This window comes from Pseudomonas paeninsulae (assembly GCF_035621475.1).
Classification (GTDB): Bacteria; Pseudomonadota; Gammaproteobacteria; order Pseudomonadales; family Pseudomonadaceae; genus Aquipseudomonas; species Aquipseudomonas paeninsulae.
Genome location: NZ_CP141799.1, coordinates 3,347,127 through 3,359,759 on the forward strand (window position 1 = coordinate 3,347,127; position 12,633 = coordinate 3,359,759).

At 61.1% G+C, this 12,633-nt stretch carries 21 protein-coding genes; 20 read left to right on the plus strand and 1 reads right to left on the minus strand.

Going from position 1 to position 12,633, the window contains the following annotated elements:
• Positions 1-31: 31 nt before the first annotated feature.
• On the minus strand, positions 32-556 hold the full coding sequence (locus tag VCJ09_RS15330) for a DUF4124 domain-containing protein (protein ID WP_324731006.1): 525 nt from the start codon (positions 554-556) through the stop codon (positions 32-34).
• Between the two features lie 309 nt (positions 557-865).
• Here VCJ09_RS15330 and VCJ09_RS15335 point away from each other — a divergent pair, with 309 nt between their 5' ends.
• From VCJ09_RS15335 to VCJ09_RS15430, 20 genes are all read left to right on the plus strand, one after another.
• Positions 866-1,045 carry a hypothetical protein gene (locus tag VCJ09_RS15335; protein WP_324731007.1) on the plus strand — a complete coding sequence of 60 codons (180 nt, stop codon included), beginning with the start codon at positions 866-868 and terminating at the stop codon, positions 1,043-1,045.
• Between the two features lie 50 nt (positions 1,046-1,095).
• Positions 1,096-1,338, plus strand: a complete 243-nt coding sequence (locus tag VCJ09_RS15340) for a hypothetical protein (RefSeq protein ID WP_324731008.1) — start codon at positions 1,096-1,098, stop codon at positions 1,336-1,338.
• Between the two features lie 123 nt (positions 1,339-1,461).
• Positions 1,462-1,668: a hypothetical protein gene (locus VCJ09_RS15345; protein ID WP_324731009.1), complete on the plus strand. Its 207-nt coding sequence runs from the start codon at positions 1,462-1,464 to the stop codon at positions 1,666-1,668.
• A gap of 588 nt (positions 1,669-2,256) precedes the next feature.
• Positions 2,257-2,559 (plus strand): hypothetical protein, encoded by a 303-nt coding sequence (locus VCJ09_RS15350; RefSeq protein WP_324731010.1) that lies wholly within the window; start codon positions 2,257-2,259, stop codon positions 2,557-2,559.
• Positions 2,556-2,798 carry a hypothetical protein gene (locus VCJ09_RS15355; protein WP_324731011.1) on the plus strand — a complete coding sequence of 81 codons (243 nt, stop codon included), beginning with the start codon at positions 2,556-2,558 and terminating at the stop codon, positions 2,796-2,798. Before VCJ09_RS15350 ends, VCJ09_RS15355 begins: the two co-directional genes overlap by 4 nt.
• Before the next feature lie 103 nt (positions 2,799-2,901).
• Positions 2,902-3,042: a hypothetical protein gene (locus VCJ09_RS15360; RefSeq protein WP_324731012.1), complete on the plus strand. Its 141-nt coding sequence runs from the start codon at positions 2,902-2,904 to the stop codon at positions 3,040-3,042.
• A 17-nt stretch (positions 3,043-3,059) separates the two neighbouring features.
• Positions 3,060-4,223 (plus strand): coiled-coil domain-containing protein, encoded by a 1,164-nt coding sequence (locus VCJ09_RS15365; RefSeq protein WP_324731013.1) that lies wholly within the window; start codon positions 3,060-3,062, stop codon positions 4,221-4,223.
• An 8-nt stretch (positions 4,224-4,231) separates the two neighbouring features.
• Complete coding sequence (locus VCJ09_RS15370; RefSeq protein WP_324731014.1) at positions 4,232-4,393, plus strand: hypothetical protein; 162 nt, start codon at positions 4,232-4,234, stop codon at positions 4,391-4,393.
• A 5-nt stretch (positions 4,394-4,398) separates the two neighbouring features.
• On the plus strand, positions 4,399-5,253 hold the full coding sequence (locus VCJ09_RS15375; protein ID WP_324731015.1) for an ATP-binding protein: 855 nt from the start codon (positions 4,399-4,401) through the stop codon (positions 5,251-5,253).
• Positions 5,254-5,775, plus strand: a complete 522-nt coding sequence (locus VCJ09_RS15380; protein WP_324731016.1) for a single-stranded DNA-binding protein — start codon at positions 5,254-5,256, stop codon at positions 5,773-5,775.
• A gap of 352 nt (positions 5,776-6,127) precedes the next feature.
• On the plus strand, positions 6,128-7,072 hold the full coding sequence (locus tag VCJ09_RS15385; RefSeq protein WP_324731017.1) for a DNA cytosine methyltransferase: 945 nt from the start codon (positions 6,128-6,130) through the stop codon (positions 7,070-7,072).
• Complete coding sequence (locus tag VCJ09_RS15390; protein WP_324731018.1) at positions 7,072-7,323, plus strand: hypothetical protein; 252 nt, start codon at positions 7,072-7,074, stop codon at positions 7,321-7,323. The genes VCJ09_RS15385 and VCJ09_RS15390 overlap by 1 nt, the downstream gene beginning before the upstream one ends.
• Positions 7,324-7,373: 50 nt before the next feature.
• Positions 7,374-7,544: a ribosome modulation factor gene (locus tag VCJ09_RS15395; RefSeq protein WP_324731019.1), complete on the plus strand. Its 171-nt coding sequence runs from the start codon at positions 7,374-7,376 to the stop codon at positions 7,542-7,544.
• Entirely contained in the window at positions 7,537-7,953 is a 417-nt protein-coding gene (locus tag VCJ09_RS15400) for a hypothetical protein (RefSeq protein ID WP_324731020.1), read from the plus strand. The genes VCJ09_RS15395 and VCJ09_RS15400 overlap by 8 nt, the downstream gene beginning before the upstream one ends.
• Positions 7,946-8,503, plus strand: a complete 558-nt coding sequence (locus tag VCJ09_RS15405) for a hypothetical protein (protein ID WP_324731021.1) — start codon at positions 7,946-7,948, stop codon at positions 8,501-8,503. Before VCJ09_RS15400 ends, VCJ09_RS15405 begins: the two co-directional genes overlap by 8 nt.
• Positions 8,496-8,720 carry a hypothetical protein gene (locus VCJ09_RS15410; RefSeq protein ID WP_324731022.1) on the plus strand — a complete coding sequence of 75 codons (225 nt, stop codon included), beginning with the start codon at positions 8,496-8,498 and terminating at the stop codon, positions 8,718-8,720. Before VCJ09_RS15405 ends, VCJ09_RS15410 begins: the two co-directional genes overlap by 8 nt.
• Before the next feature lie 51 nt (positions 8,721-8,771).
• Positions 8,772-9,218, plus strand: coding sequence for a hypothetical protein (locus VCJ09_RS15415; protein WP_324731023.1), 447 nt, complete (start codon positions 8,772-8,774; stop codon positions 9,216-9,218).
• Positions 9,219-9,417: 199 nt separating this feature from the next.
• Positions 9,418-10,668 carry an Arm DNA-binding domain-containing protein gene (locus tag VCJ09_RS15420; protein WP_324731024.1) on the plus strand — a complete coding sequence of 417 codons (1,251 nt, stop codon included), beginning with the start codon at positions 9,418-9,420 and terminating at the stop codon, positions 10,666-10,668.
• 63 nt (positions 10,669-10,731) lie between these two features.
• Positions 10,732-11,049, plus strand: a complete 318-nt coding sequence (locus tag VCJ09_RS15425; protein WP_324731025.1) for an Mpo1-like protein — start codon at positions 10,732-10,734, stop codon at positions 11,047-11,049.
• 192 nt (positions 11,050-11,241) lie between these two features.
• Complete coding sequence (locus VCJ09_RS15430) at positions 11,242-12,630, plus strand: adenylate/guanylate cyclase domain-containing protein (RefSeq protein ID WP_324731026.1); 1,389 nt, start codon at positions 11,242-11,244, stop codon at positions 12,628-12,630.
• The last annotated feature ends 3 nt before the right edge of the window (positions 12,631-12,633 follow it).

Sequence of the window (12,633 nt, forward strand, 5' to 3'; positions counted from 1 at the left end):
CGCGGGCTCCCGCCCGACCCCTTGCCTAGCCCTAGTCCTGAATAGTCGTCAGCACTCCGTTATCGAAGTACAGGTACATCTGCTCGTACTCATTGTCATCGCTAACGCGGAACACGCGCTGCTCGCGCACGCCGAAGACTGTCTCGGTGACGTTCCTGGATTCAGCTCCGCGCCAATGGGGAATCGCCTCAACTTCGCCCTCGGTCATGCCGATGCGCAGGCCTTCACGCATGCGGCGGCTCGTATATTTAGCTCGCGCCCTCCCGGCTAGCTGCGCCTCCCGGGCATCGTGCTCAGCTGACCACTTGGCGTGAGCCTTTCGCTTCTCCTTAATTTCGATGTACAGCTTGTCAAGTCCTTGGGGAGGGGCGCTTTCGAGCTGCTCTGCTTTTGTTTCTGCGCCGCACGGGGAGTCGGTGAAATTGATCTTCCCGTCCGACCCTGTGCATTTATAGATTTGCGCGCTCGCCATAAGGGGAGCGAACAAGACAGCCATCAGCATTGCCCGCATTGCATCACCTCCGTTTGAATTGTTGAGCTGAACGATACCAGCCAAAAGAGACTGACTCCATGCAAAGCCTCGCCATCGTGCGGGGCTTTTTTACGCCCGCATGAAAAATATGTACTTTTGGTTCTTGACTGGATTTGTACTTATGGTTCATATTTGCACCCATGGAAGCGCAACACACCGCGCAACCCGCAACACACAAGCCGGAGACTCGCCGGCTAGCACGGACAGGGCGAAACCTGACCCCAGCCACCTAACCGGTGACCGACTGGAACCAAAGTTCTTTAGCAGTACCGACGAATTACTGAAGCACCTGGGCGACCGGGTGTTTTGGAATCAAACCGGGAGGTAATCGACATGCACCTTAAAGACAAGGGATACCGCTTCTGCGTCAGCCCCGACAAAACCGTCTCACGCTGGGTACCCCCGGCAGAAAGTCGGCACCACGCCGACTGGCACGACATGACCGACGCCAGCGACGAAGAGCTTCTGGCGCTACTGGCGCCGGCTACCGAAACCCCGCCCGACAAATCCTAAGAGAGGTGAGTGATATGTGCGACTGCCGCAGCAACACCGAAAAACGTCTTATGGCCAAGATTAAGGAGCAGATCCCGGCCGGCGCGGTCGGCCTGAGTGTTGAGTTGGGCGGCTACGCCTTCATCGTTGGCGGGCCTGACGGAATCAAAATGAAGAACGTCATGCCGATCAACATCGAATACCAGGCGCCTAACAAGAAGGGCGACATGAAGACCAAGAAGCAAACCATGAACCTGACCGGCAACTATTGCATGCTTTGCGGCGAGAAATACCCCGCAAATGACTCGGCTTAAGCAGCCTAAAGAATCCCCGTCCGACAAATCCGGGGCGCCACCCGCGTGACACAGGAGTGAAGCGCGGCGCTATGCAGGCTGACCACCTGGGCGGTTCGGTCAACTAACTCAGAGAGGCGAGTGATGAATATTTCAGAGCTAGGCAAAAAGGGGCTGACAGCCTCAACGCATAACGCAACATCAAAGCTGCACAAGGAATTGAACGACGCGCTGGATCGCGCCCAGGAAGCCGGCGTAACGGTCGAGCTGATCGTGGGGATGCTGGAGCTGACCAAGGGCGCGGTCCTTGATTCGTATTTCCGCCAAATGGACGAAATACACGACGCCTAGCGACATTGCCCTGCCGGGCCAACAAATCAACGTAGTGCCGTGCAGGTTCGGTATGCAGTTGTGTCAGCTGTCGAGGCCTACCTCCTAGACCGATCGGTGGTCGAACGCCGATCAGGCGCGCAACTGTTTGAGTAAGCCTGAAGCCAGGTGGCCGATGAATGTCGGCATTCCCATATTGGCGGTAGTCGCGCCGCTGGCGACAAAGCGACCCGATCAGCTCGCAAGAGTCTGCATCGGTAAGGACTGAATGCGCAGGCTGATGCGCAGCAAGGGCCGGAAATTGGCGGGTCTGAACAAGGGTAACCATCCCCCTAGCTCGCGCAAGCCCCTAAACAATTCCATGCCGGGATCAGCTCCGGCCAGTCCTTACCGATGCGGATTGTCCGCACCAACCAACGGAGGCTCCCATGGATAAGTAAAGCCGAACGAAAACGCTGACATAGGCGGCTATTCAGCAAGCACACCAAAAGCCCGGCACTCACCGGGCTTTTCTATTCCGACCGCATCAGCAGGCCCTGGCCAGTCTCACGGCTGGGTTTGGTCACCCGCGCCAGGGCCTGGCTAATGCGGTTTGATATGAGGGCAATCATGAATCTCAACGAACTTGAGCAGCACATCCACGACGCCATCGAAGCCGGCGACCGCGACACCCTGGAGCTGTACGCCGAGTACGCAGCCGAACGCCTGAATGAGCTGGGCGAGGTGCTGTGCCTGGCGGTCATCCGGCAAGACCTTGCTGCGCTGGCGAGGGCGGTAGAGGTGATCGAGCATCATGTCGACCGCAGCCGCGCAGCATTCACCGGGGCGCTGGCACTCAAGCGCATGGGTCAAGTCGAGCATGAGGCGCAGTGCCGCGCCGAGCTGAACGTAGAGCTGCGGAGGTCAGCATGAGCGACTGGGAGAAAGCAAAGGCCGAGAAGTTCCTGCGCTTCCAGGTGGAGGTAATCGCCCAGTCAGCCTACCCCGACGGCGGCCTGGCGCATGGCGCTGTTGAGGCCTACTACGCGATCGGCCTGATCAGCGACGCGGGCCTGGGCTACTGGCGGCAGACGATAGACAACACCGTCATCGAGCGCCGCGCCGAGCTGCTCCGGCAGCGCCACGCTGAACTACAGGAGCGCATGGCATGACCCTGACCATCAAGCTACCCAAGCCCGCCAGCATCATCTACGCGGGCTTTTTTCTGGCCTCGATTTGGGTGTTTGCGTCGGCCTTTGCCGAGCTGGTGGCGCCATGACCCGCCAACAACGCGCCCATCGCCGCGCCATCGCAATCACTGCCATCGCCTTCGCCATCCTCACTACCGTGATCATGATCCTGCCGGCTATCGGCGGAATGATCACCGCAGAGCAACCCATTTCAAGCCAGCGCTGAGGCGCAGGGAGAGCAGCATGAATGCAGCAACCGAACTGGCCGTTGTGCCGCCGAAAGAAACCGCCCTGCAAGTGTTCCAGGTCGTCGGCGGGCTTGATCCATGGGTGGATAAAGTCCGAATCGAGGTCGATGAGTTCCTGACCAACCTGCCGGATATGTCCACCGTAAAGAGCCGTGCGCTCTACGCATCCATGGCGCACAAGATCGCCAAATCGAAAACAGCCCTGGACGCCGTTGGCAAAACGTTATCCGCCGAGCAGAAAGAAGTGCCCAGGAAGATCGATGCCGAGCGAAAGCGGGTGTGGGACTTGCTGGAAGGCTGGCAAAAGGAAGTGCGCAGGCCGCTGGACGAATGGGAGGCGGCCGAGGCTGAGCGGGTCGCCGGGCATAAAGCGACCCTGGCCTGGCTGGAAAGCTTCCTGACCCTGTCAGACCTGCAGCCGGCCGCCGACATCCAGGCGCTGATCACCGAAGTCGAAGTGCTGGAAATCAACCAGGCGCTGGATGAGTTCCAGGTCGACACCGCTCGCGCCAAAGATAAAGCGCTGGTCGCACTGCGCGAGAAACTAGCCGCCCGCCAGCAACACGAAGCGGAGCTGGCCGAGATTGAGCGGTTCAAACAGGAGCAGGACGCCCGCGCCAAGCAGGATGAACAGGACCGCATCGCCCGCGAAGCCGCCGAGCGCGCCACCCGCGAAGCCGAGCAGCGCGCCCAGGCCGATCGTGACGCGGCAGTCAAGCGTGAAGCGGAAGCCGCGGCAGCAGCCAAGCAGCGCGAAACCGATCTGCAGCTGCAAGCCGAGCGTGCCGAGCGCGAGAAACTGGAAGCCCAGCAGCGCGCCGACCAGGCGGAGCGCAATGCCGCGGCCAAGGCTGAGCAGGCCGAACGTAACCGCATCGCCGCCGAGCAACAGGCCGCCCAGGACAAGATCGACGCTGAGCAGCGCCAAGCCGAAGCGGTTGAGCGCGCCGCAGCAGCCGAGCGCCAGCGCCAAGTCACCGAGAAGGCAGAGGCCGGCCGCCAGGCAGCTGCACGCGAGGCCGACACGGCGCACAAGACCGCTGTGCTGACTTCGATCAAGGAGGTATTCATGCAAGCGGGCATCAGCGAAGAGCAGGCGCGCGCTGTCATCAACTTGATCCGGCGCGGCGAAGTGCCAGGCGTCTCCATCACTTATTGAGGTGAGCCATGCAAGCCAATCAAGCGCCGGCCTCCCCGGCCCTGGCTGCGCAATTCGACTGGATGCAGCTCGGGGAATTCAACCCCGAGCGCTTCCAGGGCGAGCAGCGCCGGCAGTACGAAGAAGCACAGCGCCGCATCGAGCGGCAATGGGACAACCAACCGGAGTGACAGCCATGTTCAAGAAGGCAGAGCGCAAGCAGGCCAAGCTACGGCTGGCAATTGCAGGCCCAAGCGGATCAGGCAAAACCTATTCAGCCCTGCTGATCGCCAAAGGGCTCGGCGGCAAGATCGCCGTGCTCGACACTGAAACCGGCAGCGCCTCACTGTATTCCGATCTGGTCGACTTTGATGCGGTCGACTTGGCGGCGCCATTCACCCCGGAGCGCTACATCGAGGTGATCGCAGCGGCCGAGAAGGCCGGCTATGACACGCTGATCATCGACAGCTACTCGCATGAGTGGACGGGCTCAGGCGGCTGCCTGGAGGCCAACGAGCAGCTTGCACACTCCAAGTTCAAGGGGAACACCTGGGCCGCCTGGAACGAGACAACGCCCCGCCACCGCAAGCTGACCAACAAGATCCTCGGCAGCACGATGCACATCATCTGCACCATGCGCAGCAAGACCGAGACAGTGCAGGGCGAGGGCAAGAAGATCATCAAGCTCGGCATGAAAAGCGAGCAGCGCGATGGCACAGATTATGAATTTACGGTTGTGCTGGACGTGAGTCACGACAGCCATGAAGCCAGTGCCAGCAAGGACCGAACCAAGCTTTTCAGTGGGTACGAGGTGGTCAGCGAGAAGACCGGCAAGAAGCTGCTCGACTGGCTGAATGGCGGAACCTCAGTCAGGGACCAGTTGCTCGACCTGATGCCGGACATCGCGAAAGCGGCAACCATGGACGCCCTACAGGACGCATACAGCGCGGCCTACACCATTGCTCGCGGCGACGATGCGCTGATCGCGTCCGTGGTGGCGGCGAAGGACAAACGAAAAGCAGAACTCACCCCAGCACAGGAGCGCGCATAAATGGCCCGCGGCGTAAACAAAGTAATCATCGTCGGCTCTTGCGGCCAAGACCCCGAAACCCGCTACCTGCCCAACGGCAATGCGGTCACCAACCTGTCGCTGGCCACCAGTGAGCAGTGGACGGATAAGCAGACCGGCCAGAAGGTCGAGAAAACCGAATGGCACCGCGTCTCGCTGTTCGGCAAGGTCGCCGAGATTGCCGGCGAGTACCTGCGCAAAGGCTCGCAGTGCTACATCGAGGGCAAGCTGCAAACCCGAGAATGGGAGAAGGACGGCATCAAGCGCTACACCACGGAGATTGTGGTGGATATGCAGGGCACGCTGCAGCTGCTCGGGGGCAAGCCAGAAGGTGGTGATCGTGCGCCGCAGCAGCGCTCGCAACAACAGCAGCGGCCCGCCGATCCACAGCAGGCGGGCCGCCAGCAGCCAGCGCGACAGCCGCAGAGTCAGCAGGCAGCGCCGCCGGATAGCCTCGACGACGACATCCCGTTCGCGCCGGCTCACTACCTGACTGGAGCTTGACCCCTCCCCTGCAATCCCTGGGCGCTGCGTGCGCCCTTTCCTTTGCCTGGAATACCCCTTATGGCCCTCTGCAAACGCACCCCCGCCGGCCGCGCGCTTGATGCTGCCTGGCTCTCTGAGCTGCTGGCCGAATCTATCGCGACCGTCACTCGCGCGCCTGGCTTCACCTGCATCAAGCCCGCCCCTCCCCGTCCAGTCTGGATAGATCCCGCGACACGCCTCAAGCGCAAGCCGCGAGTGATCAAGGTGAAGGGATCGAGTGTCAGTGATAGCGAGCGCTTCCGGCTCATGGCTGAGGCGTTATGAGCGCCGGATGGACGGCGACCACTCACGGCAAACGGAGGAAGCGGCAATGATTACCTACGGCTCAGTGTGCAGTGGCATCGAGGCCGCGACAGTCGCCTGGCATCCGCTCGGAATGCGGGCGCAATGGCTGGCCGAAATCGAAGCCTTCCCATCGGCCGTGCTGGCCCACCATTACCCCGACACCCCCAACCTCGGCGACATGACCCTGCTCGCCGGCAAGGTGCTGTCGAGAGCGATAGCGGCGCCGGACATTCTGGTCGGCGGCACCCCTTGCCAGGCGTTCAGCGTGGCGGGCATGCGTTCCGGCCTACTCGATCCGCGCGGCGCCTTGACCATCAAATATGTGGAGCTGGCCGATGCAGTTGACCATGTTCGAGCTATCAACGGACAACCCCCAGCCGTTGTCGTATGGGAAAACGTCCCCGGCGTACTCAGCGACCGAGGCAACGCCTTCGGCTGCTTTCTTGGCGCACTTGCTGGGGAAGACAGCGAGCTGCTCCCTCCAGGGAAAAGGTGGGCGGACGCTGGTTGTGTGTATGGATCCAAAAGAGCAATCGCGTGGAGGATTCTTGACGCCCAATATTTCGGCCTGGCCCAACGCCGCCGCCGTGTGTTCGTTGTCGCAAGTGCTCGAGCAGGGTTCGATCCCGCCGCGGTACTTTTTGAGCGCGAAGGCATGCGCCGGGATTGCGCGCCGGGACGGCCGACGGAGCCGTCACTTCATCCTACTCTCACGGCTCAAGGGGGAGGCGCTCTCGATGACCGAGAGGCGTATGTACTGGAGCCCCGAGGGGTTCGGCGCACAACCTGCGTCGAATGGGAGCGGTGCCAAGGATTTCCCGACGACTACACGCTGATCCCTTGGCGCAACAAGCCCGCCACCGACTGCCCGGACGGTCCGCGCTACAAAGCGATCGGAAATTCCAAAGCCGTTCCGGTTGTGCGCTGGATCGGCCGGCGCCTGCTCGAACAAATCAACCAGGAGGCGTAATGGCCAAGTCTGACGCGGAGCGTAAGCGCGAAGAGCGCGAGCGCAAAAAGCTGACCGAGGAAGAGCGCCTGTCACGGCTCTTGTCACGCACCATAAAGCTCGACCTATTCAAGCGCACCGACGCGGCGCTGATCCGCTGCATGGATCGCGCCGGAATCGACGAGCCGCAGGATCTGATCACCCGACTGATCCATAACGCCGACCAGATGACCGACAACGGCCTGGCTCGACTGACCGAGCTGCCGAAGTAGTCACGGCGGCACGTCACGAGCAACAAATAAAGCCGCCAAAGGAGTGAGCCATGACCCGCTACAAAAAAGCCGCACCTGACCGCGACTACATGGCCGAGCAGCAGGAGGGCGCGGCAGCAAAAGAAGACGCAGAGTGCCCGTACCACGGCAGCGATATCGGCAAGCGTTGCGCCTGGCTCGCCGGGTATCGAGATAATCAGAAGGGGAAAAGTTATGAGTGATGTGACGCGAGATTGCTTGAAGGGGCTGGAGCTGGTTAAGCGTCAGGTCAGCATAACCAGCCCGCTGGCAGCTGAACAATTGGAATACCTGATCGAGCAAGCCAAGGCCGCGCCGGAAGCTGATCCGGCGGCGTGGATTCCGGTTGATCGCGATACAGGTGAGCGCTGGCATCCCGTTTCGCACAAGGGCAGTGGACATGTCTGCGACTATGTCCCGCTCTACACCCACCCCGCCCACGCACAGCCGAGCGCGGTGCCGGAGGGGTATCGGCTGGTTCCGATTGAGGCGACACGCGAACAGCGGAACGCCGTCTGGATGCACCCCGACTTAGCAGGAGCGCTTTACCGATCCATGGTCGACGCCGCACCGCAACCCCAGCAGCCACCAAAGGAACAAGGCGATGAATAACCAGTCGATTTCCGAGCGCATAGCGAAGGTCTGGATCGGCCATGCGCATATTGATGATTTGATCGCGATTGGTCGTGAGGTAGACGCCATGTCCGCCAGAGTGGCCGAGCTTGAGGCGCGGCCGGTGCTTACTGTCTGGTGCGGGGCAATGCCGGAATCAAACGGCAAGAGCAATTACACGGCGATACTCCACCGCAAAGGATCGTGCATTTCTGAGGGTATAACGCTTGATCGGTCCGAGTATCCAGCTCGCGTGCGGTACGAGGCCGACCGGGTGCGTTACTTGATTGGAGAACTTGCCGAAGATCCCTGCATTTGCGACTACGACGCCGACAAGCACAGCGGCTATAAGGCCCCAACACCCGCGCAGGACGTTAGCGCACTGGTTGAGGCGCTGGAGGCGATATACGACTCAGACCCGCAAGTACCGCATCCGGCTAGCGGTGATGAAATATCTAACGGCAGAAAACAGTGCATCTTCAGAATGCGCAAGATTGCCGCCGACGCCCTCGCCGCCTACGCCCAGCAGAAGGGAGGTCAGCATGGGTAAGCCAACGGTATCAACCACAATGACCAATGCTAATCAGGCAGTCATCTGGCAGCCATACGTTGAAGATTCGGCATCCTGCCACCCTGCCATTCTGGTGCAGGTCGACGCCTGCGGCCTGCTGATCCTTGCCCAGGAAGGGCGCGACATCCTCATCCAGCCAGAAACCCTTCCAGAGTTGTTTCGCCAGCTGAAGCGACTGGCCCAGCACCAGCAATAACCCCTACCCCATCAACCAACTGCCGGCGTGAGTCGGTGGAGAGGTATTCGCATGTCTCAAATTCCAGCACGCCCAACCGTCACCGAAGCAATGATCCTGGCCGCCGCCGAAGTTGTGGCCGCCAAGATCGACGCCGACGCCGCAACTATTGCAGAGTATTACGAGCACCCCACGGACGGCTTTGAGCTTGCCAAGGCTCTAGATAAGTGGGCCGGCTGGGATACCGCGCGCGAGGACATGGAGGCGCTCGACGAGGTGGAAAGCCTGGTTCGCTCGGCTCTCGCTGCCGCTGAGAAGCAGTGGTTCGCCGAGCATGATATTCAGCCCCCTTTTCCTGTTGGCGCCAAGCTCCAGTGCCGCTCCGGCATTGTCGGCAGTATCGCCGGAATCTACCAGTATCAGCCCGCCTACTTCGAAGTGAAGCCGGACGGCCAGGATGACGCCGCCAGCGGAAGCCGCCGCCTGCTGATCAAGTTCGAAGATGCAGTTGCCGCCTAACCCACACTCCCCGGCCATGCGCCGGGTGGAGAGGATCAACTATGGTTCGATATAAAACCGTCGAGCAGTTCGCCCGCGAGTCGGGCTATACACCTGATGCCATCCGAACCAAGATCAGAGACGGCAAATGGCCGAAACACATGGTTTGGCGCAAGGCGCCGGATGGTCGCATTTTGATTGACGTAGAGGGCTACTACTCATGGGTAGAGACGGGCGAGGCGTCCGGGCGGCGTCTGACAGTAGTATCGAAATCACCTTCCAGTACCAGGGTGTCCGCTGCCGGGAGCGCGTCCCGCTCAAGCCCAGCGCCACTAATCTGAGGAAGGCCGAGCTGCACAAGGCCGCCATTGATCACGCGATCGCCGCCGGCACCTTCGACTATGCCGCCACCTTCCCAAGCTCAAAGCGCGCCAGCCAGTTCAGGCGCAACACTGCAGTTATGACAATCGCCATGTACCTGGGCGAGTGGCTGGAGCGCAAGCGCAAGCAGCTCAAGTCGAGCACTGCCGAACATTACCGGCAGCTGATCACCGGCCAGCTGATCCCCATGTTCGGCGCGCTACCCTTGGGCGAACTGACCCGCAAGCATGTGCGCGACGGTATGTCTCAGCGAACAGTCAGCAACAAGACCCTGACCAACCTGCAGAGCTGCCTGCGGTCGGCGCTGAATGACGCAGTCGATGACGAGGTCATTGAGGCCAGCCCCTTGGCAGGATGGAACTACCGCAACCGAGAAACCCAGAAGGAAGACGACGACGTGGACCCGTTCACTGCGGCCGAGCAGGCGGCAATCCTGGCCGCGATCCCGCCTGAGCGGCGCCCGCAGGTACAGTTTGCATTCTGGACAGGGCTGCGCCCGAGCGAGTTGATCGCACTGGAATGGGGTGATGTGGACTGGCTGGCTGGCGAGGTGCGCATCGTGCGCGCCAAGACCCGGGCGGCCAGCAGTCCGGAGGCGCCAAAGACCGCCAGCGGTCGGCGCACCATCAAGCTCTTGGGGCCAGCGCGTGACGCGCTGCTCAAGCAGAAGGCGCAGACCTTCATGGCGGGCGGGCGAGTGTTCTGCCATCCGCTCACCGGCAAGCCCTGGGAGCACTCCGATGAGATCCGCAAAGTGTTGTGGGTGCACGCGCTGAAGAAATCCGGTGTGCGCTACCGCCGCCCCTACCAGACCCGGCACACCTACGCGTCCATGATGCTGTCGGCCGGCGAGCATCCCATGTGGGTGGCGCATCAGATGGGGCACCGCGACTGGGCGATGATCGCCAGGATCTATGGCCGATGGATGCCGTCGGCAGACGCAGGTGCGGGAGCCCGAGCCGAGCAGCTTTTCGGAGGTAATGACAGCATTATGCCAACATCCGAGCCAGAGGCCGCGATTCTACTGGCGGCGCGCAAGGATACTAAACTGGCACTTAATGTCACTGGCCCAACAGGACAGCACGCCTAGACTGCCAACACCCCGCAGCCGCTGAACCCCCGGTGCGGCCAGATCACGACCAGGAGGCACGTCATGGCTACGCAAACCAGCGATCGTTACACCAGCTTCGCCGAGTTCTACCCCTATTACCTGCAAGAACACAGCAACCCGATCTGCCGCCGCCTGCACTATGTCGGCAGCCTGCTGGTGCTGGGCATTCTCGCCTACGCCCTGGGCACGCAACAGTGGCTGTGGCTGCTGGCCATGCCAGTCGCCGGGTATGGCTTTGCCTGGGTTGGTCACTTCATCTTCGAAAAGAACCGCCCGGCCACCTTTCAATACCCGTTGTACAGCTTCATGGGTGACTGGGTCATGCTCAAGGATGCCTTTACCGGACGCATCAAATTCTGATCCGCCAGTGTTCCGGCTGCGCCGAAGCCGCCCACTGGCCGGCATCTTCACACCGTTGAGCAGTGGTGCTTGGCTCGCGCATCCTCGCTTGGTTATGATCCCCGCTCTGTCGCAATCCTGGTTCAGCGCTAGCAGCGCTACTTAGACGTCCAGCAGAGGCGTCGGATAATCAGCAGGGATCGTTTTCACAGTATGAATGCCACTACCCAGAACCGGCTCCACCCACTGCCGGCGCCACCACTGCGCGAATATTACTCGCGCGTACTGGCCTATATCGCCGTGGCAGCGAGCATCGCTGCCGGCACCTACACCCAGCATTTTGGTTACGACATTTTGTGGATGGTGCCGTATGCCCTGCTCTATCCGCATCTGGCCTACCACTTGGGCCAACGCTTCAAGCGTGATCATCCGCAAACCGCCACCCTGACGCTGCTGTTCATCGACGCCCTGCACTGTGGCGCGGCACTCGCCCTGCTCAGCTTCTCGGTCGTACCCAGCCTGATGTGCCTGTTGATCCTGGCCTTCAGCTCGATGATAGTCGGTGGCCTGCGTTACCTGAGTCTGGCCATGCTGGTCGCGGTCAGCAGCACGCTGCTCAATGCGGCGCTGATCGACCTGAAATTCAACCCCGACACCCCAGCCCTGGTCGCCCTGGTGAGTATCGCCTTCAGCACCCTGTACATCTGCATCAGCGCTTATTTCGTGCACCAACAAGGTATGCGCCTGGTCCAGGTGCGCAGCGAAATCAAACGCGAGCAGGAAAAAGCCGCCCGCCTGGCCCGCAACCTGGCCAAGTACCTGTCACCGCAGGTATGGGAATCGATCTTCACCGGCAAGAAGAGCGTGCGCCTGGAGACCCAGCGCAAGAAACTCACGGTGTTCTTCTCCGACATCAAGGGCTTCACCGAACTGTCCGAGGAACTCGAAGCCGAGGCCCTGACCGACCTGCTCAACAGCTACCTCAACGAGATGTCGAAGATCTGCCTGAAATACGGCGGCACCATCGACAAGTTCATCGGCGACAGTGTCATGGTGTTCTTCGGCGACCCGGCCAGCAAGGGTGCCAAGCATGACGCCATGGCCGCAGTATCGATGGCCGTGGCCATGCGCAAACACATGAAAGTAATGCGCCAGCAGTGGCGCGCCCAGGGCATTACCAAGCCGCTGGAAATCCGCATGGGCCTGAACACCGGCTACTGCACGGTAGGCAACTTCGGCGCCGACACGCGCATGGACTACACCATCATCGGCCGTGACGTGAACCTCGCCAGCCGCCTGGAAAGCGCTGCAGAAGCCGGCGAGATCCTCATCTCCCACGAGACCTACTCGCTGGTCAAGGACCTGATCATGTGCCGCGATAAGGGCCAGATCAACGTCAAGGGTTTTACCCGCCCGGTGCAGATCTACCAGGTGGTGGACTTCCGTCGCGACCTGGGCGCCACCTCCAGCTATGTCGAGCATGAGTTGCCCGGCTTCTCCATGTACCTGGACACCAACGGCATCCAGAACTTCGACAAGCAACGGGTGATCCAGGCGCTGCAGCAGGCCGCCGAGAAATTGCACGACAAGGTGATCATGTAGCCC

Coding starts and splice junctions, on each gene's coding strand:
- VCJ09_RS15355 (WP_324731011.1), top strand. CDS start 2,556: ATGAGCGACTGGGAGAAAGCAAAGGCCGAGAAGTTCCTGCGCTTCCAG.
- VCJ09_RS15390 (WP_324731018.1), top strand. CDS start 7,072: ATGGCCAAGTCTGACGCGGAGCGTAAGCGCGAAGAGCGCGAGCGCAAA.
- VCJ09_RS15420 (WP_324731024.1), top strand. CDS start 9,418: ATGGGTAGAGACGGGCGAGGCGTCCGGGCGGCGTCTGACAGTAGTATC.
- VCJ09_RS15350 (WP_324731010.1), top strand. CDS start 2,257: ATGAATCTCAACGAACTTGAGCAGCACATCCACGACGCCATCGAAGCC.
- VCJ09_RS15405 (WP_324731021.1), top strand. CDS start 7,946: ATGAATAACCAGTCGATTTCCGAGCGCATAGCGAAGGTCTGGATCGGC.
- VCJ09_RS15415 (WP_324731023.1), top strand. CDS start 8,772: ATGTCTCAAATTCCAGCACGCCCAACCGTCACCGAAGCAATGATCCTG.
- VCJ09_RS15335 (WP_324731007.1), top strand. CDS start 866: ATGCACCTTAAAGACAAGGGATACCGCTTCTGCGTCAGCCCCGACAAA.
- VCJ09_RS15395 (WP_324731019.1), top strand. CDS start 7,374: ATGACCCGCTACAAAAAAGCCGCACCTGACCGCGACTACATGGCCGAG.
- VCJ09_RS15370 (WP_324731014.1), top strand. CDS start 4,232: ATGCAAGCCAATCAAGCGCCGGCCTCCCCGGCCCTGGCTGCGCAATTC.
- VCJ09_RS15360 (WP_324731012.1), top strand. CDS start 2,902: ATGACCCGCCAACAACGCGCCCATCGCCGCGCCATCGCAATCACTGCC.
- VCJ09_RS15410 (WP_324731022.1), top strand. CDS start 8,496: ATGGGTAAGCCAACGGTATCAACCACAATGACCAATGCTAATCAGGCA.
- VCJ09_RS15365 (WP_324731013.1), top strand. CDS start 3,060: ATGAATGCAGCAACCGAACTGGCCGTTGTGCCGCCGAAAGAAACCGCC.
- VCJ09_RS15385 (WP_324731017.1), top strand. CDS start 6,128: ATGATTACCTACGGCTCAGTGTGCAGTGGCATCGAGGCCGCGACAGTC.
- VCJ09_RS15345 (WP_324731009.1), top strand. CDS start 1,462: ATGAATATTTCAGAGCTAGGCAAAAAGGGGCTGACAGCCTCAACGCAT.
- VCJ09_RS15375 (WP_324731015.1), top strand. CDS start 4,399: ATGTTCAAGAAGGCAGAGCGCAAGCAGGCCAAGCTACGGCTGGCAATT.
- VCJ09_RS15430 (WP_324731026.1), top strand. CDS start 11,242: ATGAATGCCACTACCCAGAACCGGCTCCACCCACTGCCGGCGCCACCA.
- VCJ09_RS15400 (WP_324731020.1), top strand. CDS start 7,537: ATGAGTGATGTGACGCGAGATTGCTTGAAGGGGCTGGAGCTGGTTAAG.
- VCJ09_RS15380 (WP_324731016.1), top strand. CDS start 5,254: ATGGCCCGCGGCGTAAACAAAGTAATCATCGTCGGCTCTTGCGGCCAA.
- VCJ09_RS15425 (WP_324731025.1), top strand. CDS start 10,732: ATGGCTACGCAAACCAGCGATCGTTACACCAGCTTCGCCGAGTTCTAC.
- VCJ09_RS15340 (WP_324731008.1), top strand. CDS start 1,096: ATGGCCAAGATTAAGGAGCAGATCCCGGCCGGCGCGGTCGGCCTGAGT.